Raw genomic sequence first — 26,769 nt, forward strand, 5'->3', positions numbered from 1 at the left:
TGGGATAAATCATTAAAATATTTCGGAAAACCGAGACCAAATTTTTCTTATTAATTCATTTTTTTTGGACTGGCAAGGAAAAGTTTTTAGGACTTATTCACATCCGAAATTGGGTTTTCTCTATCGTTTTTCACATTCTGTTAATATTGTTTAGGAGGTATCAGTCCATTTTATATTTAGTAAGCTACAGTAGTATTCTAATATTCATAATATTAATTAATAAGGTTGATAATTTTTAATTTCTATAGTTGTGAATGTTGCTAGATGAGCTAAGTAAAGACATTAAATTTATTTCTTCAGAAAACCATATTCATATATTTTTGGACTAATCTTATCTGCCAATAGGCTTAGTTGATTTCTCAGTTTGCTTATAAGCTCTGTGTAGGTAGTATCATCACTTCTTGAGTTCATTTTGCCTTTGTCGTTTCTCCCTTGAAAATGCTCGCGAATGTCATATAACGAGGCATTTACATTAGCATTTTCTTGGCTGTGATAATACCGCCAAAGTTCGCGTCCTGCATTAAAAACGGCGGTGGCTTCTTCCGAAAATTCTCTCATCTTGGCTCCCTTTGTGGAGGAAGTGGTTTCTGCCTTTTCAAATTCTATGGTTAGCTGGCTGCTTTCTTTTTCGGGAATGGTGTGTATTTTCCCTTTTATAAAGTTAGTCATAAAGTTTGAAGCAAACTTTTCCTTAGCATCTACTTCCTGCTCTGTAAAAGGTATCCAGTGGTTTATACCTTCCTTTGATGAAATCCTATTCTGCCCATGAAAGAGAGTAAAAGCCAAACAATCATTCTGAAACTCGGTGTCTGAGAGCCAATTATTGTTGGGATATAAAAACTGGTCGCGATCGTTGTACCATTCAGCAGGAGTACAAAGTCGAGTGGTAAAATATAGACTTCCTGCTATTATATTATTTTGGTTTATATAAAGATAGTTATTATGTCTGTTACCTTTATTGCTTGATATGTTTAGAAATTTATTATTTTGGTAGTCAGGAGTTGGGTTTTCCATAAATCCAATACTGTCAGAATTTTTATCGTCAAATATCTTTATCCATTTATTTATTCGTGGAATATTATCAAGGGAAGCAAGTGTTTTATATAAAAATGGATTTCCTTTATTGTTATAAAACCAACCTTGTTTTTCTACAAAAACTTCATCTATTTCTCCGTTCCATATTTTGAATCCAATAGGGAATTTTCCTTTTACATTGTCAAAAGTATTAGCAGGAACGCAAAAAAAATCGTCGAGCTTCGCTCGAAATTCTTTTCTGAAATACGAAAAGTTTGAAGATTGCAGAATTTTCAAAGTTGAAAATTCTGCAATCTTGCATTGAGGTATTTCCTTATAAATTCGTATTAGAAAAAGGGCGAAAATTTCATTTGCTGCTTGTTTAATAATAGGTTTGTATTTGGTATGTATTTTATTCCCTTTGGATACATTCTCCTTATTTTGTCCTGTGCCAGTAACAGTTCTTGCTGTTGTTGCCTCCGCATATGGTGGATTGATATAGATAACTAATTTTTTTCGTTTTTCTTCATTTGTAATAATATCATAAAGGCTATCGGGTAACTTTCCACCTTTTGATAGCGGTACAAATTCATCATTTAGAAAATCAAACTGAAAACAGTGCTTTTTCAATAGGTTAGATCCATGTTCTATGCGTTCGTGCATTACATTAACATCGGCTTGGTCAAGAGTTGAGGCATAAATGTTGAATTTGTTGGTCAGCCCTGCTAAAAGGTTACCTGTGCCTGCAGCACAATCCCAGATATAGTACTCATCCTGCCAGTCTTCCCCTAAATAGTCTGTAAGATATTTTTGAGAAAGTTCTACCCATTGGCGCGGGGTGAAGAAGGCACCTTTTCGTTCGCGGATATCTTGCGGAACAAGCAAGTCTCGGCGCTCAATAATATACTCTCTAAATTCTTTAATTGGAGGGCGTTTGTAGAGTTTCCAAAACTGCTGATATACTTCCTTATTCCGAATGCTGATGGTGGCATCAAACATTTGTTTTAGGTTTTCTTTGGCTATTTTATAGCCTTGATTTTGATAGATAACGAATAGATTGTCTTTTATGCTCTCATCATCTTCAATTTTTTGATTGTCTTTGTCATCTACAAAAATATCAGCAAGATAGAAATCAGAATCCAGAATATTTGCTTTTTTGAGTTCTTCCCAGTCTACTTCTATAATGGGCTTTATAAACTCTAACCAGCGGAGATAGATAGGGATGAAATTATTTTTATCAATTTTTATTTTGACGGATTCTGTTCCTGTAGCAATATTATTTTTAATAAATGTTTTAAGTTCTTTTTCATCTTTTAGGAAGTTAAAAATATAGAGATTGCCTTTTAGAGTTGTTTCTATTCTTTCTTTGATCAGGATAAATTCTTTAGTTTCGTGATTACTGGGTGTTACATTCCAGTTGAAATCATTCATATAAAAAATGTCCTGAATGTTGATATAAGGCACAAAGACTATTTTTTTGAAATCAAAAACACCCAAGAAGGCTGGAGGTAAGGTTTTATCAAAAGTTCGGGCTTTACCGATGGTTAAAATCAGCTGGACAAACATTGTAGTAATATCATAATCTCCTGTCTTTGCTTCTGCCCAAAGTAGGGGAATCCTTCCAAACAGGCTATCTTGTGCAGGATAAACCGTAAAATCTATATTTCCTAAAATTTCGGTGGTATTATAGTCCTTAAACCAGTCTACACCTACTTTATTTTTGAGTTCTTCCTCTCTTATATTGTTGTATTTCATTTTATATAATTGTTTAAAAAAGATATAATTTTCAGTTTATGTTGGATATTATCTCTATAATTTTAATTCTTATAAGTTCAATAAATATCCCCTACAAAGGGATTGGGCTCGGTTTAAAGTCCCGCTGGAGAATCGAGAGCTTGAGGAGGTTGTCTGTCTCCCTGCGGCTGATACTTACAGGGATTTTTAGCTGGTTGAGCTTCTCGAGCGATTGTATTTGGTTGAAATATTCATAAAACCCAAAGGCGGTGATTTTCCCCTGCTCGAGGATGATGAATGCCTTCTCGCTGCGGTTTCGTCCCTTTATTGTCCAGATTTCAGTCCTTCGGCTGAGGTCAAATTCCGCTCTGAGCTGCTCTGCGCTGTACTGCGTTTTATTTTCTTGGATAAAGCTCAGAGCCTTTCTGCCTTGCGTGAAGGAGGAGAATTTGATAAGGGGCTGGATTCCTTTGTTAAGTGCAGTTTTTTCTGCACTGAGGTGCTCATTGTGGGGGTAAAGCCCGTAGGGAAAGCTCTGTCTCTTCTGGATTCCTTTTACTTTCATTTGGAGCCTGGCGATAATCGGATGCCCAGAGAGCTCATAATGTATCTGCTCGCAGGTGTTCTGAACCTTTTCCCAGCGCTTTGATTTGGCATTGAAGACCTTCTTTGCAGCTTTGCTGATATCCCATACGAAATCGGTGTGGAGGATTTCTCCTTCCTTGTTCTGGAAATAGATGATACCCCTCTCGTGAGGGAGGTCTTGGGTAAGGGTTTTTACCCTGTTGGTATAGGTTTTTGCGTTGGTTTCTTCGAATTGTTTTTGGATGATTTGGTTATCGGTGTCTTTATCGATAAGGATTTTGAAGAGTTCGAGGGTAGCTCTGGCATCTCCAGAGGCTCTGTGCTGGTCGGTAATCCCTATTCCGATGGCTTTTGCTAGCTTACCCAATGAATAACTTTCTTGGTTGGGGAGTAATTTCTTCGCGAGAGGGATGGTGTCTAATGTATTTATCTTAAAATCGTAGCCGAGTTTTCTAAAAGATTGACGAAGCATACGGTAATCAAAGTCGATATTATGCCCGACGAGTGTACTTCCTTCGGTAATTTCTATAATTCGTTTAGCGATTTCGTGAAACTTGGGAGCGGTTTTTACCATCTTCGGGCGGATGCTTGTGAGCTTCTGAACATAAGGCGTAATGGTGCTCTGTGGATTCACCAGAGACATAAACTGATCTATGATGCGGTGGCCGTCGTATCTCAATATAGCGATATCTATGATTTTCTCCTCACCGTAGCCTGCACCATTGCTCTCAATATCTATTATAGTATACATCGTTTATTTTATTCTGAGGAATTCTTTTGCAAGCTCTATCATTTTCGGATCTCCAGTGTATTTGTTTTTCTCATCGGAGAGTTTTACCGTATCTACCCATTCTTTATTTAGCGTTTGTATGCTTATTAGTTTCATTACGATATTCATTGGTTTGAGGCCTACATCATTGGTAAGATTGGTGCCTATACCGAAGGCAATACCTATTTTCCCAGTACAGTATTTGGTGATTTCTTCTACTTTTTCGAGGTTGAGCCCATCGGAGAAGATGATGTATTTGTAGAGGGGATTGATTCCGTTTTCTTCGTAATGTTTGATGGTTTTATCGGCAAATTCCAATGGATCTCCGCTGTCGTGCCTTACGCCGTCAAATAGTTTTGAGAATTTTTTATCAAACTGATGAAAGAATACATCTGTAGTATAGGTATCTGAAAGCGCTACACCGAGGTCTCCCCTATATACATCTACCCAGTGCTCTAATGCGATAGGATTTGCCATTTTGAAGCCGTATTCCGCACCGTGGAACATAAACCATTCGTGGGCGTGAGTACCGATGGGTTTTATGTTGTACTTCATAGCAAAATGTATATTAGACGAGCCAATGAAGAAGGTATTCTCTATTTTATTCAGGGCATTTACTACGATATCGTGTACTCGGTAGGAGTGCCTCCTTCTTGTGCCAAACTCTGCATATACCACCCCGAGTTTATTCAGTTGTTCAGCTTTATCTAATGTTTTTTGAATGATAATTTCATTACTGTCTCTCTCCAAATGGTTCATCTCATAATGAAGTTCAGAAATCAGGGAAAGCAGGGGTACTTCCCAAAGGATGGTTCTATACCAGAGCCCTTCTACGCTTACTTCCAAATCATTTCCATTTTGGCTGATGTGTACTTCGGAAGGGTCATACCTGTAGCCTTCTAAAAAATCAAGGTAAGGAAGGTCAAGATAAGGACAGGTTTTTTGAAGGAATTTCTTTTCTTCTTTGCTGAGCTTGAGCTCTGCCATAGCATTGACCAATTCCCTCAGTGCATCTCCAAACCCTTCTGGAAAGATATGCTGTCCTCGGTTTATAAACTGATACCTCACGATGGAAGATGGGAAGAGCTTTACCACAGCATTTTGCATTGTTATCTTATAGAAATCATTATCTAAAATGGATTTCGGCTTCATATTCTGCATTGTTATTTTTTGAAATAAGGTCAAAAGTAATAAAAATTGAGGAATAAAACTTATTTACCTTAGAACTTGCTATAGTTATAATGGCATTATATTATTTTTTATGGTAAATAATTACCTTTGTGTCATTAAAATATAGACATTTTAATGGTAGATATTGTAATTCCTGTTTATAAAGAAACTCCCGATGAAGAAGATATAATTTCCCTTCGTCAACTTTTTAATACGCTTGGTGGTAAGTATCCTGTAAGTTTCATTTACCCAAAAACTATGAATATTGAGCATTATAAATCCTTTGGAAAATCTGATTTTATAGACTTTGATGATTATTTTTTTAAAGGAATACAGGGCTATAATCAATTGATGCTCAATCTAAAATTTTATAAAACTTTTTGTAGGAAATACTTGTTGATTTATCAGACAGATGCGCTTGTTTTCAGTGATGAGCTCTCTTATTGGTGTACTAAAAATTACGATTATATAGGTGCACCTTGGCTTAGGAGCAGAGAGAATATCCCACTGATTAAAAAGATTTTTGATAAAGCTGTTTATTTTATAAAAAAAACTGTGAATTATAGAAATAATGGTAAATGGCAAAAAGATAAATCTTTGCTCTATAATAATGTAGGTAATGGTGGTTTTTCACTTCGTAAGAGAGAAAAATTTATTGAAGTTTTGGAGCGTTTGGATAAAGTTGTAAAAATTTATTCAGAGCCCATAAATCAATCTGAATTTTATGCTGAAGATGTATTTTTCAGTGTGGAGCCAGAGCGTAATGGCATTCCTTTTTCCAAACCTGATTTCAAGGAAGCCTGTGCATTCTCAATTGAAAATAAACCCGAAAAAGCAATGGAGTATAACCGAGGGAAACTTCCTTTTGGCTGTCACCGTTGGAATAAAGAAAACAAAACTTTTTGGAAAAAATACCTTTAATTATGCCTCAAACTTTTCAGGGAAAGAAAATACTTATTGCAGTTCCGAATCACTTTGGTCTTCCAGATATTTTTAAGAAAAATCTGGAGTTTTTAGGCTTTGAGGTTTTTATATTATCAGGGGCAGAAGGTAAACAGAAAATCTCTAAAAAAGATACTCTCATTCACGGGATAAGGAAGTTTATTTTTAAGGATAAAACCTATAAGCAGAAGATAAAAAATAGCATTAATGAGAAAATTCAGCTGGATTATTTATCTACCCTTCCCATTATGGATTATGCCCTTTTTATTCGCCCAGATTTATACAGTACTAGTATAGTAAATAGGGTAAAAAGTATCTCACAAAAGGTTGTGGCCTATCAGTGGGATGGGATTAGCCGCTACCCTCTCGTAAAGGAATACATTCATTTGTTTGATGCATTTTTTGTCTTTGATGAGAATGATTCTTTAAATTATCCCTCTACGATAAAGACGAATAATTTCTACTTTGATTTTTTACCAGATACCATTCAGAAGTTGCAGGATGTATTTTTCATAGGTACTTATATGGAAGACAGAATAGCCGAAATCGTAAATCTGACTAAGCTACTCACAGATTTTGGACTTAAAACAAATATTAATATTGTTTGTAAAAACAAAAAGAAGGTACTTAAGTATAAAGACTCACCCGTTCATTTTATCTCTCAGGGGATAAGTTTTGAGCAGAGTATCAGAAATTCGAAGTCTTCCGATATTATTTTAGATGTTGAGAATTCCATACATCGAGGTATATCTTTCAGACCATTTGAAGCTATTGGCTATGGTAAGAAGCTCATTACAAATAATTCTCTTGTGAAGAACTATGATTTCTATCATCCGAATAATATTTATGTTATAGAAAACCGCAGTTACGAGGGTTTGGAAGATTTTCTCCATAAACCGTTTGAAACCCTCCCTTCTGAAATTCGAGAGAAGTACAGCTTTACTTCCTGGCTTCAAAATATATTATCCACCTCTCCTTTTTAAGCATTCTTTGTGCTGTAGGCATTATAGTTGCCCCTCAAGTTGTAGGTGATTATCTTTGCAGATTATTTTAAAAAATGAATTTTGCAGAATGCTACAAGAAAAGAAATATATAGATGAAACCCGCCAAGGCGAAGCCTATGCTGGGAAAGAAATAAAAGGAAATACCAAAAAACTCTTCTTGGAGAGCTACGGCTGCCAGATGAATTTCTCAGACTCCGAAATCGTAGCCTCTATTCTCAGCGATATTGGCTATAATACCACAACCAAAGTAGAAGAGGCAGACCTCATCCTCCTCAACACCTGCTCCGTGCGAGAAAAGGCAGAGCAAACCGTAAGGATGCGCCTCTCCCAGTTTAAAAAACAAAAGGAATACAACCCCAGCCTCACCGTCGGCGTGCTCGGATGTATGGCAGAGCGCCTCAAAACAAAACTCCTAGAAGAAGAGCAGCTCGTAGACCTCGTCGTAGGCCCAGACGCCTACCGAGACCTGCCCAACCTCCTCCGAGAAACTCAGGAAGGCAGAGACGCCATCAATGTAATGCTCTCCAAAGAGGAGACCTATGCAGACATCAGCCCCGTGAGGCTCAGCGGGAGTGGCGTTACCGCTTTTGTAACCATTACACGGGGGTGCGACAATATGTGCACCTTCTGCATCGTACCCTTTACCCGCGGTAGGGAGCGCAGCAGAGACCCACACTCCATCATCAAAGAATGCCAAGAGCTCTGGAACAATGGCTACAAGGAAGTAACCCTCCTCGGGCAGAATGTAGACTCCTACCTCTGGTACGGGGGCGGCGCAAAGAAGGATTTCACCAAAGCCTCCCCTATGCAGCAGGCTACCGCCCTCCACTTCGCTCACCTTTTAGAGATGGTTGCCCAAGCCGTTCCCCAAATGAGAATCCGCTTCGCAACTTCCAATCCGCAAGATATGAGCATCGATGTATTTAAAATGATGGCAAAATATCCCAATATCTGCCGATATGTACACCTCCCGATACAGTCAGGGAGCGATGCGATGCTCCGAGCAATGAACCGACAGCACACCCGCCAGCAGTATTTGGATCTGATTAAAGAGGCAAAGCTCATCGTCCCCGATATCGCTTTCTCACAAGATATAATGGTAGGATTTTCTGGTGAGACGGAGGCCGACCACCAAGATACCCTCAGCCTGATGAAAGAAGTGGAGTACGATTATGGCTATATGTTTGCCTACTCCGAACGGCCAGGCACCCCAGCCCACAAAAAAATGCCAGACAACATCCCCGATGAGGTGAAAAAACGAAGACTCCAAGAAGTAATCGACCTCCAAGGTGAGCTCTCCTCCGCACGGATGAAAACCTATGTAGGCAAGTACCACGAAGTGCTGATAGACGGCGAAAGCAAGAAAAATAAAAACCAATGGAAAGGGCGAAACTCCCAAAATGTGGTCGTAGTCTTCGATAAAAAACAAGGCGAGAAGCTCGGCGATTTCGTTACCGTCTTCGCTTATGATTCTACGCGCGGCACGCTCCTCGCCCGCCATGAGGCCTAACCTTTCCACACAAAAAAGAATACCCTCTCTTCAAAACAAAATTTTTTCCCTACTTTTGGCTCACGGCTTCCAGTTGGAGATTGAGTTCTTTTTCAAAAAAATATTCGTCTTTGGAGGCTTCCTGTTTTGGGAAAAGGGTAAGCAAACCATTTTATAGTCACTATTGGCAGTAAAAAAATTGAGTAGGGAGATAATGAATATCACTCATTAATGGAGAAGCAAAGTGTAAAAACTTTATGGATTCTAAAACTAAGAGAAAAGAGAACTCTTATAATTTTTAATTAATTGCTTGGGGTGGGTATACTACCCACTCCTTTATTTGAAAACCAAAAAAGATGGCAGATTTACAAATGATAAAAAACCGATTTGGGATTATTGGCAACTACCCCGCACTGAACCGCGCATTAGAAAAAGCGGTACAGGTAGCGCCTACGGATATCTCCGTTCTCGTCATTGGTGAGAGTGGTACGGGTAAGGAGTTTATCCCGAAAATCATACATTCCGAATCTCGCAGGAAGCATCAGCACTATATTGTGGTGAATTGTGGTGCCATCCCCGAAGGTACGATAGATTCTGAGCTTTTTGGGCACGAGAAAGGCGCTTTTACAGGGGCTACCAGCACGAGAAAGGGCTACTTTGAGGTGGCAGACGGCGGTACGATTTTCCTCGATGAAGTCGGTGAGCTCCCCCTACAAACCCAAGTGAGACTCCTCCGAGTGCTCGAGAGCGGTGAGTTTATGAAAGTGGGCTCCTCACAAATCCAAAAGACCAATGTGAGAATCGTAGCGGCAACCAATGTGAATATGATGAATGCCATACAGGAGGGAAGGTTCCGCGAAGACCTCTATTACCGCCTCAATACGGTGCAGGTAGATATGCCTCCACTAAGGGATAGGAAAGGCGATATTCATCTCCTGTTCAGGAAATTTGCAATAGACTTTGCCGAGAAATATAGAATGCCAGAGCTGGAGCTTTCGGAAGATGCCGTGCAATACCTCGAGAGCTACCCCTTCCCTGGAAATGTACGCCAGCTGAGAAACCTCGTGGAGCAGATGACGGTAGTGGAGCAGTCCAGAACCATCTCTGCCACTAAGCTCGCAGAATACATCCCTGCACAACCGAACCTACCCGCTGTGATAGGCAATCGCCAGAATCTGGGCAGTAGTACGACGGATTTCAGCACCGAGCGAGAGATTATGTATAAAATCCTCTTTGATATGAGGAATGATATTAATGATTTAAAATCCCTCACCTCCGAGCTTATCAAAAACCGAGGAGCGGTAGATTTCTCTACCCAAGAGCAGAACCTTATCAATAGGATTTATGCGGCAGACGGCGGTTCGGGCGCCAGCCCTCGCCTCTACTTTGAGCAAGGAATAGGGGGCAGCCCTCTCGGAGAGAATGCTCAGCCTGCGGCGTTTTATCCATCGCCCATCAGCCATCATCCCGTAGATATCAATGAGGAGTATCACAATATAGAAGATATAGAACTGGAAGAAGCAAAAACCGATAGCCTCTCGCTACAAAACAACGAGAGAGAGCTTATCATAAAGGCATTAGAAAAACATAAAGGGCGAAGAAACCGTGCGGCAGACGAGCTCGGAATATCCCAAAGAACCCTCTACAGAAAACTGAAACAATACAACTTAGAATCATAATATCCCCCGAATCTTATGGCTACGCTGAACATCAACCCCGTAAATTTTAAATTCTCCCAATACCTTAGCCAAGGTTGGGAGCTTTACAAGAATAATTTTGGCAATATACTGCTGGCAAGCCTCCTCACCTTTGTGATGGCATTTATCCCCTTCTGTGCAATGCTTGCCGTGGGTAATCTCTATAAATACCTGCGAAAACTCCACAAAGGGCAAAACGCTGAGGTCTCTGAAATCTTCAACTTTGATGATTTTCTGCCTTACTTCTTCCTCCAGCTGATATTGTTTGGGATATTCTTCATATTATACATCCCTGGAATCGTGTTTTGGGTATGGGCAATTACTTCATTAGGCAAAACAGATGTGCCAAGCCTCCCCTATACCCTATTTTATTATGCGTATGTTTTTCTTATAGCAATTATCATTATGCTCATAAGTGTTAAGATTTTCTACAGCCCTATGCTGATCTCCTTCCTTCAAGTGAAGGACATAAAGACTGCCTTGAAAGCATCTTTTATAATGACTCGTGGAGCATTCTTCCAGATACTGGGCTTTAGTTTAGTGGTAGGTCTTTTGGCATCGGTAGGATACTTTGCTTGTCTTGTGGGATTAATTTTTACACTGCCGTTCACTTATGCGTGTAATTATTTCGCCTTTGAAGATGCAGTAGAACAGATTTCTTATGACGAAATTTCAGAAATAGGAAGCTATGATGATGCGCATTAGACAGATTTTGGTTTTAGGTGCCTCCCTCCTACTCTACTCCTGCTATACCTTTACGGGCTCGTCTCTGCACAAAGATGTGAAGACGATTAAGATTAATGAGTTTGTGGATAATTCTGCGCTTAAAAATCCTACCCTCGCACAGCAGTTCTCCATAGATATGCAGAATAGATTCCTCCAAAGAACCACCCTGAAAGGCGCTACCGAAAGCCCCGATATTTTTATAGAAGGAGAAATCGTGGATTATAACCCGAGTAGCCCGGCAGCAGTCTCATCCAATACGGTGGAAAATGTTTCAGGAGGCTTTACCCAAACTTCACAGAATAAAATGACCATCACCGTAAAAGTACATTACGAGAATAAATATGAGCCCCAAAAAAACTTTGATAGAACCTATACCGATGAAGCCGTGTTTAGCAGCGATTTAGATATTAACCAAATCGAGGCTCAGCAAACCAAAATCGTTATAGAAAGGCTCATCAATAAAATATTTAATGATATAATTGCAGATTGGTAAAAGATGATACAAGAACGAACCTTAGAGCTCCTCAAAAACCCCCAAGCCCTAACGGCAGAAGACCTCCCAGCTCTTGAGAGCGAGCTCTCGGCTTATCCCTTTATGCAAAGCCTAAGGGCAGTGCTCCTCTACGGGGTTCATAAGTATAACCCTACAGCATACAAAGACCTCCTAAGCCTTACCGCTGCCTATACCACAGATAAAAAAATCCTCTATAAACTCATCAACCCACCAGTGGAGGTTCCACTTCCACTTATTGATGATAAAATAGAAGAGGCAGTGCCTCCGCTTCCACTTATTGATGAGGTAAAAAAAGAGGTAGAGCCTCCGATTATTGAAGAAAAAATCAATGATGAATTACTTGTTGCTGTTGAAGAAGAAATCAATGATAAAACACCTGTGGCTGTTAATGATGAAGAAATAAAAGCAGTGGAGCCTCCACTTCCGCTTATTGATGATGAAATGGAAGAGGCAAAGCCTCCAATTGTTGAGAAAGTAAAAAAAGAGGTAGTGCCTCTAAAAATGGAAGTAGGGGAGACAGAAGTTTATATTCCAAAGGCTGAGCCTAAGAATAAGTATGAAGAGGAAAGGCTGAGCCTTATAGCAGAGGTGGAAGCAAAGATGGCGAGGAAAAAGAATGCAGCACCAGTAGTTCGCCAAGAAGAAGACGAAGTATCTAATACGGATATTAATTTCAGTGAAGCAGAAAGGGCATTGCAGGAGGAAACCCCTGTTTCGGAGCCATTAAAAACCGAAGAAAAGCCAAAAGACGCCCTCCCAGAGGGAGAAATTCAGGAGGAGTATTCGGTGCCATCACCCTCAGCTTGGAAGCCATTGAGCTTTTTACAAAACACACCCGATGCGCTTATTTCAGAAAAAAAATCGGAAGAGGCAATAGCCCCTCCAATAGAAACTAAGAAAGTAAGCGATGTGCCAGAGGTGGAGATCTCTTCATCAGAAGAAAAAGCACCTTCCCCATCGGATGAGCACAAAAGCCCAGTGATAAGCATCTCATTCATTTCAGAAAATGAGGAAATTTTTCAGGAAGAGGAGCATTCCTCCGAGATTGAAGCTGTCCCATCTTCGGAAGAAGATAAGCCTCAGAGCAATGTACCTGAATTTATCAATACTTGGCAGAGCTGGCTGAAATTGGATAAAATAGCTGCGGTAGAGGAGCAGGAAATCAAGGCAGCTCAAAGTATAGAGGAAATCAAGAGCAAGGCAATAGATACCTTTATAGAGAATAACCCAAAAATCAGCAAACTGAAAGAGGAGAACGATTTTATTTTAAAAGAAAAGAGCGATGATATCTCCCACCTGATGACAGAAACTCTTGCCAATCTCTACCTTGACCAGAGGCTCTATGCAAAAGCGATAAATGCTTTTGAATTATTATCAGAGAAGCACCCTGAAAAAAAGGACTACTTCCAGCAGCGAATAAAAGAAGTAAAAGAAATCAGGCAGGGGAAAGCCTAATGATGATGTTTTTTGATTTTCACCATCACGCAAAAGACAAGCAGGGGATTTATAATCTCAATTTTTTAGAAAACCCTGTAGAGACGGCTTTTTCTGTGGGGTTTCACCCTAAGGACTTAGATTTTATTACAGAAAAATCTTGGGAATGGTTTAAGAAAAGCAGTTTGAGTGCTCATTGCCTTGCCATAGGAGAATGCGGCTTAGATGCTTTTGTCCCCACAAGTGAAAAGGAGCAGGAAGAGGTTTTTAGTCGGCAGATTCTTTGGGCAAATGAAATCCAGAAGCCCGTGATTATTCACTGTGTAAGGAGGTTTTCTGAGCTGCTAAGATTTAGTAAAATCGCGAGAGTTCCTTTAATCATTCACGGATTCAATAAAAAGGAAACAATTGCCAAAGGGCTTTTGGATAAGGGTTTTTATCTTTCTTTTGGCAGAGCGGTGCTCCACAATCTCTCTTTGCAGGAGATTGTAAAGAATACACCGATAGACCGATTTTTTTTAGAAACAGATAATACAGATTTCAATATTGAGGATTTGTACCGTAAAGTTGCAGCTTTAAAAGGCATCAGCTTGGAAGATTTGCAGGAAAAAATCTTACAAAACAGGCTGAGAATGGGCTTTTAAAGTCTTTTAAATAAATTATTTATCTATCCATTATTAAAAAATTAACAAAAATAAGGGGAATTATTCCTCTTTTTTATATTTTTGTGCTGTCTCAAAGGGGTGCTGTAAAAGGCTGAGATTATACCCATAGAACTTGGGCTGGTAATGCAGTCTAAGGAAAAGAAGCTAAATGAGTGGCTTGTTTTTGCTGTTGGGTTGCAAAGACAGGCTTTATTTTTTAATTCCATAAAATAATTACCTCTTTTATTTTACAAAAACTTTCATTTTGTAATGAAAAAATTATTTTTTATGGCACAGGCACTTGCGAGTATTACAGCAGCTGCCCAAGAATCTAAAGCAGATTCTACTAAGGTGATAGATGAGGTGCTCATCACAGCAGTAAGAGCAAAAGAAACACTGCCAGTTACCTTTTCTAATCTATCCAAAAAGGAAATCAAACAGCGAAATGTAGGCAAGCAGATTCCTGTTCTTGTAGACAGGCTGCCGAGTGTGGTTTCCTATTCTGAAGATGGTACGGGCTTTGGCTCTACGGCGCTTTTCATTCGTGGTAATGATTTGCAGAGAACCAATGTAACCATCAATGGTATTCCGTATAATGATTCCGAATCTCTTGGGGTGTATTGGTATAACCTTTCGGATTTTGCAGGCTCTGCCGAGAGTATTCAAGTGCAGAGAGGTGTGGGCACTTCTACCAATGGAGCGGGGGCTTTTGGAGCGAGCCTTAATGTACTTACAGATGCCATTTCCCAAAATCCTTATGGAGAGATTGCCAATTATTACGGAAGCTATAACTCCCACAAGCATTCACTTAAATTCTCCACAGGTAAGTTGAATGACAGGTTTGAAATCTCAGGAAGACTCTCAAAAATCAATTCAGATGGTTATGTAGACAGGGCTTTCTCAGACCTTACATCTTATTTTTTACAAGCAGCATATTCGCACAAGAATACGCTGATAAAAGCCCTTGTTTTTGGAGGTAAAGAGAAAACTTACCTCGCATATAAGGGGATTGATGCCAAAACGCTGGAGGAAAACCGAAGGTATAATCCATCAGGGAAATACACCGATAAAAAGGGAAATATACTTTTCTACGATAATGAAACCGATAACTATCAGCAAGACCACGCACAGCTGCATTGGTCTGAAAAATGGTCGGGCAGTTGGACGACCAATCTCGCCTTTCACTATACCAAAGGCAGGGGCTATTGGGAGCAAATGGACAATTGGGGAGATGCCAATGGAAATTTCGTTATCCAATATAAAATGGATAATGACTTCTACGGTACTACCTTCTCCGCAAATTATAAAAAGGAGGCGATAGACCTTATCTTCGGAGGGGCTGCGAATACCTACGACGGTCGCCATTTTGATGAATATATCTGGACGGAAAACGCAACCAAAGCCTACAAAGAAAGACTCGGTAAAAAAATCTATGGCAAGAAAAATGAGGCATCGGCTTTTGCTAAAATCACTTATTCGCTCACCGATAAATGGAGCCTTTTTGCAGATGTTCAGTACAGGTATGTAGGTTTCAAATCTCTCCTTTTTGAAACGATGATTGATGAGCCTCTTCACCTTTTTAATCCAAAAGCGGGCGTTACTTTCAAGGTAAATGATTCTAGCAGCCTCTACCTCTCCTATGCCCACGCAACTAAGGAAGCCAACCGCTCCGATTATAAAGACTATGCAGAGAATATCTCCAAAGGCAACCTGCTCCCAAAAGCTGAAAAAGTAAATGATTTTGAGCTCGGCTGGCGCCTCATCACCGATAGGCTAAGGCTCAATACCAATCTTTATTATATGGGCTATACCGACCAGCTCGTCCTCACAGGGGATATCAGCAAAACGGGCTATCCTCTTAGGAAAAACAGCGGGAATAGCTACAGATTCGGTCTCGAGGCAGATGCCCTTGTAAAAATCTCCGATACATTCTTCTGGCAGCCCAATTTTGCCCTTAGCCGAAACCGAAATAGAGACTATCATACGAAGGATAAATCGGGGAAAATTATCAATCTCGGCTCTACTGAGATTTCCTTCTCTCCATCTTTTGTCGCCAGCAATGCCCTTACTTATGTACCGCTTAAAAATCTGCAAATCACCTGGCAGGCGAAGTTCGTAGGCGAGCGATATCTTACCAATGAACAAGAGGAGAATGCCAAACTTCCAGATTTCTTCGTCAATAATCTCAGCCTTTCGTATGAGCTCGTTCCTCGAGGTTTTTGTAAGTCCGTCATCTTTACTTTTGATGTGAATAACTTCCTCAATCGCGAATATGTGGCCCACGGAAGATACAAAAAAGGCAAGCCCTACTATTATCCTCAGGCTACTGCCAACTTCCTTGCAGGAATGGTTGTAACATTCTAATTCAAGATTTTGACAGGTAAAAAAATAAACCCTACCGATAGCGGTAGGGTTTATTTTGATGCTTCCTCGAAGGTACAGGGCTTATCTTAAAAATTTTTCCTTTAATCAGTTCTAATCTTTCCTGAAGCTTCCACGCTGAAAATCTCCACTAAAAAATCTTATCTTTGCGCCTCCTAAGCTCCGTTTTTCAGGGGTTTTTGCACAATATGAAGCATCAGTATATCAAGATTACGCTTATCCTCCTGCTTATTGCCTCCATTTTTATTGCGAGGCTTGCGTATTTACAGCTTTTCACCGATAGATATGCTCTCAATGCCCTCAATACCTCTATAAAAACCGAGTATGTTATCCCACAAAGGGGTGCCGTTTTTGATCGCAATGGTAAAATCCTCGTGAGCAACCAGCCTTCTTATGAGATTTCCTACACAGAGGCGCTTATGAAGCCTGATTTTGATACTATCGCTTTCTGCAATCTTGTTGGGATTGATGAAAACAGCTTTGTAGAGCGCATCAATACGGCACGAAAGGAGAAATACTTTTCCCCTCTTACCTCTGTTACTTTCCTTAAAAACCTTACCCGCGAAGATGTTGCCAGAATCCAAGAAATCATCTTCAAATATCCTGCTTTTAGTATTGTTTCTCGTCCTCAGCGCCGTTATGAAGTCTCTACTTCTGGGAATCTGCTCGGCTATACCAACGAGGTAAATGAGCGAGACATAAAAAAAGATTCTCTCTATTATCGTCCAGGGGATAATATCGGTAAATCAGGTGTGGAAAAAGCCTATGAAACTACTTTGCGCGGAGAGAAAGGAATTAACTATATCCAAAAAGACATCAGGCTAAGGAATATCGGTTCTTATAAAGGAGGTAGCCTTGATAAAGAGGTGGTAACGGGTAAAGACATCACACTTACGATAGATTATGACCTCCAAAAACTCGCCGAAGAGATTTTAGTGAATAAGCAAGGTGCCATCGTTGCCCTTGACCCAAATAACGGCGAAATTCTCGCTATGGCAACAGGCCCAGACATTGACCCCAATCTTTTTACAGGTGCAGAAAAGTCCAAAAACCTCTACAAATTACAGGTTGATACCCTCTATAATCAGCGCCCAACTTTTGACAGGTCTGTACAGGCGGCTTATCCCCCTGGTTCTACCTTTAAGATGCTTACTGCACTTGCGGGAATGCAAATGGGAGTGATGACGGATAAGACCATCTTCCCCTGTGGAGGAGGTTTTAATTATAGAGGGCTTAGGATTAAAGGACACGGTGGAGCCACTCCCCTCATCCCTTCTTTACAAGTCTCGAGCAACTGCTATTTTTCCCACGCTTTCCTTGCCATTGTAAATAAATATCCAAATAACCCTTCCAAGGGCGTTGATGAATGGAAGGAAATAATGGCGAGCTTTGGTCTCGGTGTCTTTCTCAATAATGACCTTGCCGTTGGCTCAAAAGGGAGAATCCCCAGTGGAGAATATTATGAAAACAGACAGAAAAAACTCAATATGCACAGCTCAAAGAAGGAGGGTAATTATAAAAACTGGGATGCACTCTCCACAGGAGCTGTTTTCAATGGTATGGGGCAGGGAGATGTACTCCTCACCCCCATCCAAATGGCAAATGCTATGGCTGCCATTGCTAATAAAGGCTGGTATTATACCCCCCACATCGTAAAATCGATAGATGGAAAGCCAAACCCCGACCCAAGATTTAAGGTAAAGCACAAAACCCTTGTAGAGCCAAAATATTTTGAGCCCGTTCTCAAAGGAATGGAAGCCGTAGTACAAAGAGGTACTGCCCGTTCGCTTAAAACTTCGGAATTTACACAGCTTGCTAAAACAGGTACTGCTCAGGTTCCTCAGGGTAAGGATAATTCTATCTTCGTACTCATCGCACCAGCGGAGAGTCCTAAAATTGTTGTTGCCGCTGTTATGGAGCACGCAGGTTTTGGAGCTACTTGGGCGGGTCCTGCCGCTACTCTCATCGCAGAGAAGCATATTACAGGGAATATCAAAAGAGAACATCTCTATAAGAAGATGATTAATGCCTCCTTTATGCCTGAGTATAAAAGACAATGGGTTGCAGATATGAAACGCAAAGGCTGGTACAAACCCACAAAGGAAGACTCCCTTGAACGGAAAAGAAAAGATAGTTTGAAAAAGGTAGAGCTCCAAAATCAGCTTAAAAAAGAGCAGGAAGCTCGATTGAATAATAATAATTCTCCTAATTAACCCCTCTCAATTTCAAACCCAATGGAAGGTATAGATAAATTCGGTATTACAATGTATATCCTGCTCTGTGGCTTTGCTATCGCTAATATTTATAGTGTAGATGAGGCTCTAGGTACTAAGCAGTTTATATTTTTCTGTATTTCCTTTGTGGTGGGGATTGTTATTTTCTTCACCAGGAGTAAATTCTTTGAGAATATGGCTGGGATTTTTTATATCGCAGGCGTACTTCTCCTCATCGGGCTTTTCCCTTTTGGAAAGGAAATTCTTGGGCAGAAAAACTGGTATAAATTCGGTAGCTTTACAATGCAACCTGTGGAGTTTGCAAAAATCGGTACTGCACTGATGCTTGCCAATTATGTCTCAGGAGCAGATTTTAATCTGAATAATAGAAATTCGCTTATTTCAGTCCTCGCTATTGTGGGGATTCCTGCCATTGTTGTGCTTATGATTCCCGATGTGGGCTCTTTGCTTGTCTTCTTTGCTTTTGCTATTGCACTTTATAGAGAAGGGCTTAGTGGCTGGCTATTTATCTTCATATTTGTTTTTGCTGCGGTATTTTTAGTAGCTCTTGCCATTAATCCGCTTTATGTAATAGGAGGGATTATCGCTCTTGCATTTCTTTTTGTTCTCTTTAATTATTCCCGCATCCATTGGAATGTCATCAGCGTAGCTGCTCTGGTGGGGATTGTTGCATTTCTCTCTGCATTTGCTATGGTTACTCCTAAGGTTTTGGAAAAGCTCCCAAGACACCAAAAGGAGCGTATAGAAGTTCTTTATAAAGGTGAAAAAGCCTTCCGTGATACTTCTGGATATAATCTGTTGTATTCTAAAACAGCGATAGGTTCTGGCGGATTAAAGGGTAAGGGATACAGAGAAGGCTCCGTTACGAGGGGGAAGTTCGTGCCCGAGCAGGAAACCGATTATATCTTTTGTACCGTAGGTGAGGAGTGGGGTTTTGTGGGCAGCACGGCACTGATTCTCCTTTATACTTTGTTTATCGGGCGTATTTATTACCTGTCCGAAAGGCAGAAATCTACTTTTAACCGAGTCTTCGGGTATAGCTTTGCTTCTATCCTCTTAATGCACTTTGGGATTAATATAGGTATGGTTATGGGGCTTTTCCCTACGGTTGGGATTCCTCTCCCCTATTTCAGTTATGGAGGGAGCTCTCTCCTTGCCTTTTCTATTATGACAGCGATTTTCTTTAAACTGAATTATACCGATAAAAATAGACTTGTCTGATGTAGAACGAACCCTTCCATTGTAAAGGAGGATAGGTTTTTTATATCTTTGCTCGCCTTAAGAAAATTAGAGTCTATCCACCTGAAAAAGGGTGAGGATTAAAAAGATAATATTAAAATAAAAATATCGTTAGATTACATTAAAAAATACTTTTATGCAAGATAGTTTAGCCACAGGAACCGTACAGTTACAGCCAGAAAAGCATATTTTTTCCCTTTGGGAGATTCTTTTCAGTGGAGGTATTTTAGGAAATACGATTATGATTGCTATTTTCCTTCTCGGAGTGCTTTCTCTTTATATCTTTTTTGAGCGGTATTTCTTCATCCGAAGGGCTGCAAAGGAAGTCCCTAATTTCTTAGAAAATATTAAGGATTTTGTACAAGATGGCAAGATAGAAACAGCTATTGACTATTGTAAAACGATAGATTCTCCAGAGGCGAGAATGATAGAGAAAGGGCTATCCCGAATCGGGCGCCCCATTTCTGATATTTCTAATGCAATGGAAGCTCAGGGGCAGGTAGAAGTATCAAAGCTGGAAAAGAACCTTAATATTCTGGCTTCGGCTTCAGGAGCAGCTCCTATGCTTGGCTTCCTCGGTACGGTGGTTGGGATGATTATGGCGTTCTTTGAAATCTCTAATGTAACGGGTGCCGTCAGCCCAAAGCTGTTGGCTACGGGTATTTATACCGCTATGGCAACTACGGCTGTGGGGCTTTTCGTGGGTATCCCCGCTTATTTCTTTTATAACATCCTCGTTACAAATGTAGACCGATTGGTTCTCAAAATTCAGACGCACACAGGAGAATTCCTCGATACACTAAACAAACCCCTCTAAACCTATGAACCTACGAAGAAGAAACAGGGTAAGTGCAGAGTTCAGTATGGCATCGATGACGGATATCATCTTCCTCCTCCTTATCTTTTTTATGATTACCAGCTCTGCCATTAGCCAGAGTGCCATAGATGTAAAACTCCCCAAAGCATCAGCTGGAGATCCAAGTATCCAAGACCCTACAGCAATTACCGTAAAAGAAGATGGCTCATATTTCATTAATGATAAAGAAATGAAAGCCGAAGAGATAGAAAACTACCTTGTCAACCTCCTTAAAGATGAGCAAAACCCCGCTTTTACAATTCGAGCAGATGAAAATACAAAGCATAAAGACATCGTATTTTTAATGAATATCGCAGAGACTCATCATTTCAATATCGCTATTGCAACGCTGCAAGTAGATTAATACATCATCTCAATATTTACTATCAAAAAAACGCGGGATGAATTACACTGAGCTACATAGAAACAACCAAACGAAGGACAAAAGGAGAAGTGCCGTTATAACCGCTCTCCTCACCCTCCTGTTCTTTCTCCTTATCTATTTTTATCAGTTCACGAGAACGCTCCCTAAGGAGGAAGTGATCACTACTATGCTCATCAACTTTGGCGATAATCAAAACGGTACAGGTGAAGAAGAGCCCGCTCCTCAGACACCTCCAAACACAGTAGAAAATATCCAACCTCAGCCTACGCCTGTTTCCCCGCCTCAGCCAGAAACAAAACCTCAGCCTCAGGAAACCGTGAAAGATAAAATCCTAACAGGCAAGAATGAAAAACTCATAGCCGAAAAGCCAAAAGAAACCAAAAAAGAGGCAAAGTCAAAAGAAAAAACCACAAACCAAAAGACCGATAAAGCCCCTTCTTCTCAATCAAAAACGAGAGAAACCTCATCTGCTACTGCGAATAGCCAACCACAACCCAACGAAGCCGTAGGCAACCTCCTGAGAGGTAGAGGGAGCAAGGCAGGCTCGCAGGGCTCGGCAGGTACTTCCGGTAATGAGGGAGACCCTCTCGGTGGCGAGGGCAGTGGCAATAGCAAGATTGGAGTAGATAGAAAGCTCGTTGCATTTATCCCTGGCACTATGGGGCGTGGAGGCGCTCAGCCTGCGCACGACTGCACCGCTTCTGGCACTATTACGATTTCCTATACGGTGGATAAGGCGGGTAATGTAACTTCTGCCCACCGCCTTTCGGGGAGCTCAGACCCGTGTATTGTAAGCACCACCGTCTCGTGGATTAAGAGATATGTAAAGGCAGAAAAAGCTCAAACCTCCTCCACAGGTACTTATAGCATTAGTTTTTAAGTAGAATCACATTTTATTCGATAAAACAAAGGCAAAGCCTTTTAGTTAAAATTGCCAGAGAATATTAAGTATAGACAAAGTTGTGTAGTCTTTTAATTTTAAACTAAATGGTAAGGATTATTTTTCAGATAAAGGATTACTTTATACCTCTTGTGGATAGACCTTGCTGAGGATTTTTTGGATATTGATTTCGTGGAGGCAAGCCCAGTCGCCCCTGTAGCATTCCTTATCTCCGAAAACCGAGCAAGGGCGGCAGGTGAGGTCTTGGATATGCACGGCGTCTTCTAACCGCTGCCCATAGCCGAGGAAGCCCGCATAGGGGTGGGTTTGCCCCCAGATGGAGATGCATCGGGTGCCCATAAGGCTTGCGAAGTGCATATTGGCAGAGTCCATAGAAATCATCAGTTTTAGCTCACCGATCTGCTGTAGCTCTTCTTTTAGTTTGAGCTTACCTGCGAGGCTGTGGGTATTGGGGATTTCTTTTTCCCATTGGGAGAGGATTTCGGTTTCTTCCTTCCCCCCTCCGAAGAGGTATACTTTTTCTTTTTTGGCGATGATTTTAATGAGCTCGTAGGTTTTTTCTATGGGGAGAACTTTGCCTTTGTGCTGAGCAAAAGGAGCGATGCCGATGCCGTGCTTTGCCTCAGAAGTGGGGCGGAGCTTGTCTGAGAGCGTTACGGGAAACCCCATCTCTCGGAAGACATCTGCATAGCGCTCGGTGGTTCGTTTAATGGGGTGTTTTTCTATATTCCAGACATCGGTGAGGAGTTTTTTTTCTTCCTTTCCTTTATTTATTTTGAAGACTTTATAGCCTTTTATTTTGAAGATTTTATTGAGCATTTTGCTGCGGATAACATCATGCAGGTCGGCAATAAAATCGGGTTTTATCTCGTGATGAATCTCAAGCGCGAGCTTTCTCATCCCCATCAGCCCTTTGTATTTTTTCAGATTTACCCCTTTAAAGTTCAGGCGAGGGATACCTTCAAATATATCTCTGAAAGAATCTCGGGAAACAATGGTGATTTCCAGATTGGGGTTCTGTTCGAGTATCTCGCGGAAGACGGGGGCGGTCATCGCTACATCTCCCAGAGCGGAAAAGCGATATGCAACTACTTTTATCAAGATTTCAACTGATATGCTACGGCGTAGAATTTTATTTGTTTAGTCATTGCAGCCAGTCCATTGGCTCGGGAGGGGGAGAGGAACTCTCTGAGCCCTATTTCTTCTATAAATTTAAAGTCAGAGGATAGGATTTCCTCCACAGGATGCCCGCTATATACGCTGGCAAGTAGAGCGACGATGCCTTTTGGGAGTATCCCGTCTGAATCTACATCAAAGTAGAGCTTGCCTTCTCGGAAATCAGGTGAAATCCATACTTGGGACTGGCAACCTTTGATGAGGTTTTCCTCCGTTTTCTTATCCTCAGCCATAGGTTTTAAGCCCTTACCGAGATCTATAATGTATTCGTATTTCTGTTCCCAGTCTTCGAGGAATTCAAAATCATTGATGATTTCCTGCTGTTTCTCCTGTATCGTCATCTTATGAATTTGAGGGTTTGTTTTTGCTCTCTTTTATCAAAAAGAATATTTGGACTACAGAGAGTATTGCATTGGGAATGATGACAGGGTAAAAAGGTTTGTCGCCACTGTAAAAACCATAAACTACAAAGCACATACAACCAATCATATTGATAATTCTGATGGTGGTTATATTCTTAAATACAAAACTTAATACGATGAAAATAGAGGCTGTATAACCGATATACTCGGCAATTTGGCTGTTCATAGAAATTTATTTTTGAGAGGGCAAATGTAACAAATCATTTTTATTTGCTTCTGCCATAAAGTCAGAAACTCCATATTGGTAAAATATTTGTAATTTTGGTCGACCTAAGGACAAAACCCCTTATTTTGTGAGAAAAGATTATGGATTACAAGTTATCAGAAGACTTTAAAAAAGTGCTTAGTCAAAGCACAAATGAAGCAAGAAGACTCAACAGTGAGTTTGTCAATACAGAACATCTCTTACTTGGGATTGTGAAGACAGAGAATACAGCGAGAGATTTATTACAATCTCTTAATGCAGACCTTACCCAAATCAGGCGAAAAATAGAAAACCTAAGCGAGGCAGTAGCTCCAAGCCCTCTGTCTGAACCTAAGCAGAGTATTCCGCTTACTAAAATGGCGAATTCGGCTATTCTTCGTGCTCAGCTGGAGTGTAGGCTGTATCAAAGTGAAGAGGTAAGCGCTATACACCTTTTGCTCGGAATTCTTCATAAACAAGAAGATCCAGCAGCTCATATCTTAGCAGCTTACGATATAGATTACAATAGAGTAGAGGAGGAGCTTAAATCTACCTTGAAAGATTCAGATGCTACCCAGCCCAAAATGGGCACTTATGAAGATGAAGACGATAGAGAAGAATACAACCAGATGAAGCATCTTACAGGAAGTATCAGTTCTGGAAAGACTAAAACCCCTACGCTTGATAATTTCGGGCGAGACCTTACAGCTCTAGCAAGAGATGGAAAACTTGACCCCGTTATCGGTAGAGAAAAAGAAATAGAAAGAGTTTCGCAGATACTCTCCCGAAGGAAAAAGAATAATCCATTACTTATAGGTGAGCCTGGTGTTGGTAAATCTGCCATTGCAGAAGGTCTGGCACTTAGGATTCATCAGAAAAAAGTCTCTCGAGTGCTTTATAATAAAAGAGTAATTACCCTTGACTTGGCAAGTTTGGTTGCAGGGACAAAGTATCGTGGTCAGTTTGAAGAGCGAATGAAAGCCATTATGACCGAATTAGAGAAAAACAGAGATGTTATACTCTTCATTGATGAGCTTCATACCATCGTAGGGGCAGGAGGTGCAGCGGGCAGTTTGGATGCTTCCAATATGTTTAAACCTGCATTAGCAAGGGGAGAGATTCAGTGCATCGGAGCTACCACCCTTGATGAGTACAGGCAGTATATAGAAAAAGATGGTGCTCTGGAAAGGCGCTTCCAAAAGGTAATGGTAGAGCCAACTTCTGTGGAGGAGACCATTCAGATTTTAAATCAAATCAAGGATAAATACGAGGAACACCATAATGTAACCTATACATCGGAGGCTATTATGGCGTGTGTTAATCTCACTTCAAGATATATTACCGATAGATTTCTTCCAGACAAGGCTATTGATGCAATGGACGAAGCAGGCTCCAGAGTTTATATTAAGAATATAAAAGTCCCTACCAAAATCATTGAACTTGAACAAAAGATAGAAGAGGTAAAAAGCCTAAAACAGAAGGCTGCAAAAGCACAAGACTACCTTGAAGCAAGGACATATAAAGAAGAGGAAGAACATCTCCTTCGCGAACTGCAGGTAGTACAGGACGAGTGGGATAAGAATACAAAAGAAGCCAAAGAACTCGTAACCGAAGAAAATGTAGCTGAAGTAGTTTCTATGATGAGCGGAATCCCTGTAACCAAAGTAGGCAAAAACGAGCTGGATAAACTCGCACAGATGAATGAGCTTATCAATGGTAAGGTAATAGGTCAGACAGATGCGGTGAATAAAGTAGTAAAAGCCATACAGAGAAACCGCGCAGGGCTCAAAGACCCCAACCGACCGATAGGTACTTTTATCTTTCTCGGCTCTACTGGGGTGGGTAAAACTGAGCTTGCCAAAGTAATGGCTCGTGAGCTTTTTGACTCAGATGAAGCCCTCATTCGTATAGATATGAGTGAGTATATGGAGAAATTTGCTGTTTCTCGATTGGTAGGAGCTCCTCCAGGCTATGTGGGTTATGAAGAGGGTGGTCAGCTCACCGAAGCTGTACGCAGAAAACCCTATGCAGTGGTTCTACTGGATGAGATAGAAAAAGCACATCCTGATGTATTCAATCTGCTTCTTCAAATCTTGGATGAAGGCTATGTAACCGACTCTCTTGGTAGGAAAATAGATTTCCGAAATACCATCATTATCCTTACCTCAAATATTGGTACGAGGGATTTGAAGGACTTTGGAGATGGCGTAGGTTTTGGCACTGCAGCAAGACAATCTACCAGTGATGCCCGTGCTCGCGCAACTATAGAAAGTGCACTTAAAAAGGCATTTGCACCAGAGTTTCTTAACAGGATAGATGATATTATTATCTTCAACTCTCTGCAAAAAGAAGATATAAGAAAAATCATAGACCTTGAGCTTACTAAACTCTATACAAGACTGAATAAGCTCGGCTATAAACTTCAGCTTACTGATGAAGCTAAAGACTTCATTGCTGAAAAAGGCTGGGATAAAGACTTTGGGGCAAGACCTCTGAAACGAGTTGTTCAAAAATATATAGAAGACTTGCTGGCAGAGATGCTCGTCAATAAGCAGATTGATGAAGGTGAAGAACTCCTTCTCTCATTAAACGAGACCAAAGATGCGCTTGTGAAGGCATAGATAATATTTGACCTTTTAAAGGAGTAATAAACCAGGGCTATACAATTTGTATAGCCCTGGTTTAACATTAGTTTTTCCTCTCTTGTGAAGATTGTTCTAGAAAGGCAAGTCATCATCTTCATCCTCTTCAAAAACATTGGTAGAAGAAGATGTGTCTTGTACTTCCTGCTCTGGTGCTGGAGTAGCTTGAGTTGGCTCTGAATAGCCTCCATTGTCAGCTACTTTTTCTAGCCTCCAGGCTGTAATACTATTAAAGTATTTCGTTTCTCCCTGAGGATTTACCCACTCTCTTCCTCTTATATTAATACCTACTTTTACATTATCTCCTTCTGAAACATTGTCTAATAAATTCATTTTTTCAGATAGAAATTCGATGCTGACAGGCTGAGGATATTGCTCCTGGGTAAGTAAAATCATTTCTCTTTTTTGAAATCCTGAAGGAAAAGATTGGATTTCAAATATTTTTTTAATTGTTCCTTGTAATTCCATTTTCTTAAAAATTAATTATTGGCGTAAAAGTATAAAAAAATATCTGCCCGATAAAATCTGAGATTATTTTCTCCAAAAATTTGGAGAATAGAAAATTTATTCTATCTTTGCACCCACAAACAGCGAAGAGGTCTTTTATTTTAAGCGGATGTGGTGTA

General features: G+C 40.5%; 22 protein-coding genes and 1 tRNA gene (1 of these 23 only partly in view). 16 read left to right on the forward strand and 7 right to left on the reverse strand.

Annotation, left to right across the window (positions count from 1 at the left end; genetic code table 11):
- Positions 1–288: 288 nt before the first annotated feature.
- The 3 genes from D8991_RS00210 to pncB form a co-directional block, all read right to left on the reverse strand.
- The gene (locus tag D8991_RS00210) at positions 289–2,769 is read right to left on the reverse strand and encodes a hypothetical protein (protein ID WP_120488205.1); all 2,481 of its coding nucleotides are present in this window, start codon (positions 2,767–2,769) and stop codon (positions 289–291) included.
- 91 nt (positions 2,770–2,860) lie between these two features.
- Complete coding sequence (locus tag D8991_RS00215) at positions 2,861–4,084, reverse strand: 3'-5' exonuclease (protein ID WP_120488206.1); 1,224 nt, start codon at positions 4,082–4,084, stop codon at positions 2,861–2,863.
- A gap of 3 nt (positions 4,085–4,087) precedes the next feature.
- Complete coding sequence (gene pncB / locus D8991_RS00220) at positions 4,088–5,263, reverse strand: nicotinate phosphoribosyltransferase (RefSeq protein ID WP_120488207.1); 1,176 nt, start codon at positions 5,261–5,263, stop codon at positions 4,088–4,090.
- Positions 5,264–5,407: 144 nt separating this feature from the next.
- On the opposite strand from pncB, the gene D8991_RS00225 reads away from it, so the two are divergent.
- The 14 genes from D8991_RS00225 (at position 5,408) to D8991_RS00300 (ending at position 21,698) form a co-directional block, all read left to right on the forward strand.
- Complete coding sequence (locus tag D8991_RS00225; RefSeq protein WP_120488208.1) at positions 5,408–6,193, forward strand: DUF5672 family protein; 786 nt, start codon at positions 5,408–5,410, stop codon at positions 6,191–6,193.
- Positions 6,194–6,195: 2 nt separating this feature from the next.
- On the forward strand, positions 6,196–7,197 hold the full coding sequence (locus tag D8991_RS00230) for a hypothetical protein (RefSeq protein WP_120488209.1): 1,002 nt from the start codon (positions 6,196–6,198) through the stop codon (positions 7,195–7,197).
- Between the two features lie 88 nt (positions 7,198–7,285).
- A complete protein-coding gene (gene miaB, locus D8991_RS00235; RefSeq protein WP_120488210.1) occupies positions 7,286–8,728 on the forward strand; it encodes a tRNA (N6-isopentenyl adenosine(37)-C2)-methylthiotransferase MiaB in 1,443 nt (480 codons plus the stop codon).
- A gap of 335 nt (positions 8,729–9,063) precedes the next feature.
- Complete coding sequence (locus tag D8991_RS00240) at positions 9,064–10,386, forward strand: sigma-54 interaction domain-containing protein (protein ID WP_120488211.1); 1,323 nt, start codon at positions 9,064–9,066, stop codon at positions 10,384–10,386.
- Positions 10,387–10,401: 15 nt separating this feature from the next.
- A complete protein-coding gene (locus tag D8991_RS00245) occupies positions 10,402–11,109 on the forward strand; it encodes a hypothetical protein (RefSeq protein ID WP_120488212.1) in 708 nt (235 codons plus the stop codon).
- Positions 11,093–11,623: an LPS assembly lipoprotein LptE gene (gene lptE, locus D8991_RS00250; protein ID WP_120488213.1), complete on the forward strand. Its 531-nt coding sequence runs from the start codon at positions 11,093–11,095 to the stop codon at positions 11,621–11,623. The genes D8991_RS00245 and lptE overlap by 17 nt, the downstream gene beginning before the upstream one ends.
- 3 nt (positions 11,624–11,626) lie before the next feature.
- Positions 11,627–13,099 carry a hypothetical protein gene (locus tag D8991_RS00255; RefSeq protein WP_120488214.1) on the forward strand — a complete coding sequence of 491 codons (1,473 nt, stop codon included), beginning with the start codon at positions 11,627–11,629 and terminating at the stop codon, positions 13,097–13,099.
- Complete coding sequence (locus D8991_RS00260) at positions 13,099–13,722, forward strand: TatD family hydrolase (RefSeq protein ID WP_245957156.1); 624 nt, start codon at positions 13,099–13,101, stop codon at positions 13,720–13,722. The genes D8991_RS00255 and D8991_RS00260 overlap by 1 nt, the downstream gene beginning before the upstream one ends.
- 270 nt (positions 13,723–13,992) lie before the next feature.
- The gene (locus tag D8991_RS00270) at positions 13,993–16,086 is read left to right on the forward strand and encodes a TonB-dependent receptor (RefSeq protein WP_120488216.1); all 2,094 of its coding nucleotides are present in this window, start codon (positions 13,993–13,995) and stop codon (positions 16,084–16,086) included.
- A gap of 206 nt (positions 16,087–16,292) precedes the next feature.
- Positions 16,293–18,317, forward strand: a complete 2,025-nt coding sequence (locus tag D8991_RS00280) for a penicillin-binding transpeptidase domain-containing protein (protein ID WP_120488217.1) — start codon at positions 16,293–16,295, stop codon at positions 18,315–18,317.
- A 21-nt stretch (positions 18,318–18,338) separates the two neighbouring features.
- A complete protein-coding gene (rodA, locus tag D8991_RS00285; protein WP_120488218.1) occupies positions 18,339–19,559 on the forward strand; it encodes a rod shape-determining protein RodA in 1,221 nt (406 codons plus the stop codon).
- A gap of 154 nt (positions 19,560–19,713) precedes the next feature.
- Positions 19,714–20,394 carry a MotA/TolQ/ExbB proton channel family protein gene (locus D8991_RS00290; protein WP_120488219.1) on the forward strand — a complete coding sequence of 227 codons (681 nt, stop codon included), beginning with the start codon at positions 19,714–19,716 and terminating at the stop codon, positions 20,392–20,394.
- Between the two features lie 4 nt (positions 20,395–20,398).
- Positions 20,399–20,797 (forward strand): ExbD/TolR family protein, encoded by a 399-nt coding sequence (locus tag D8991_RS00295; RefSeq protein WP_120488220.1) that lies wholly within the window; start codon positions 20,399–20,401, stop codon positions 20,795–20,797.
- A gap of 37 nt (positions 20,798–20,834) precedes the next feature.
- The gene (locus D8991_RS00300; RefSeq protein ID WP_120488221.1) at positions 20,835–21,698 is read left to right on the forward strand and encodes an energy transducer TonB; all 864 of its coding nucleotides are present in this window, start codon (positions 20,835–20,837) and stop codon (positions 21,696–21,698) included.
- A 141-nt stretch (positions 21,699–21,839) separates the two neighbouring features.
- On the opposite strand, the gene D8991_RS00305 is transcribed toward D8991_RS00300, so the two are convergent.
- The 3 genes from D8991_RS00305 to D8991_RS00315 are packed head-to-tail and all read right to left on the reverse strand — an operon-like array spanning position 21,840 to position 23,483.
- Positions 21,840–22,817: a glycosyltransferase family 9 protein gene (locus tag D8991_RS00305; protein WP_120489650.1), complete on the reverse strand. Its 978-nt coding sequence runs from the start codon at positions 22,815–22,817 to the stop codon at positions 21,840–21,842.
- A complete protein-coding gene (locus D8991_RS00310; protein ID WP_120488222.1) occupies positions 22,817–23,236 on the reverse strand; it encodes a SufE family protein in 420 nt (139 codons plus the stop codon). Before D8991_RS00310 ends, D8991_RS00305 begins: the two co-directional genes overlap by 1 nt.
- Position 23,237: 1 nt before the next feature.
- Positions 23,238–23,483, reverse strand: coding sequence for a uroporphyrinogen decarboxylase (locus D8991_RS00315; protein ID WP_120488223.1), 246 nt, complete (start codon positions 23,481–23,483; stop codon positions 23,238–23,240).
- Between the two features lie 140 nt (positions 23,484–23,623).
- Here D8991_RS00315 and D8991_RS00320 point away from each other — a divergent pair, with 140 nt between their 5' ends.
- On the forward strand, positions 23,624–26,122 hold the full coding sequence (locus tag D8991_RS00320) for an ATP-dependent Clp protease ATP-binding subunit (RefSeq protein WP_120488224.1): 2,499 nt from the start codon (positions 23,624–23,626) through the stop codon (positions 26,120–26,122).
- Positions 26,123–26,218: 96 nt separating this feature from the next.
- On the opposite strand, the gene D8991_RS00325 is transcribed toward D8991_RS00320, so the two are convergent.
- Positions 26,219–26,611, reverse strand: coding sequence for a DUF3127 domain-containing protein (locus D8991_RS00325; protein ID WP_120488225.1), 393 nt, complete (start codon positions 26,609–26,611; stop codon positions 26,219–26,221).
- Positions 26,612–26,755: 144 nt separating this feature from the next.
- On the opposite strand from D8991_RS00325, the gene D8991_RS00330 reads away from it, so the two are divergent.
- Positions 26,756–26,769 (forward strand) — tRNA-Leu (locus tag D8991_RS00330) (it continues 68 nt past the right edge of the window).

It is taken from the genome of Bergeyella cardium, assembly GCF_003614945.1.
GTDB classification, from domain to species: domain Bacteria; phylum Bacteroidota; class Bacteroidia; order Flavobacteriales; family Weeksellaceae; genus Bergeyella_A; species Bergeyella_A cardium.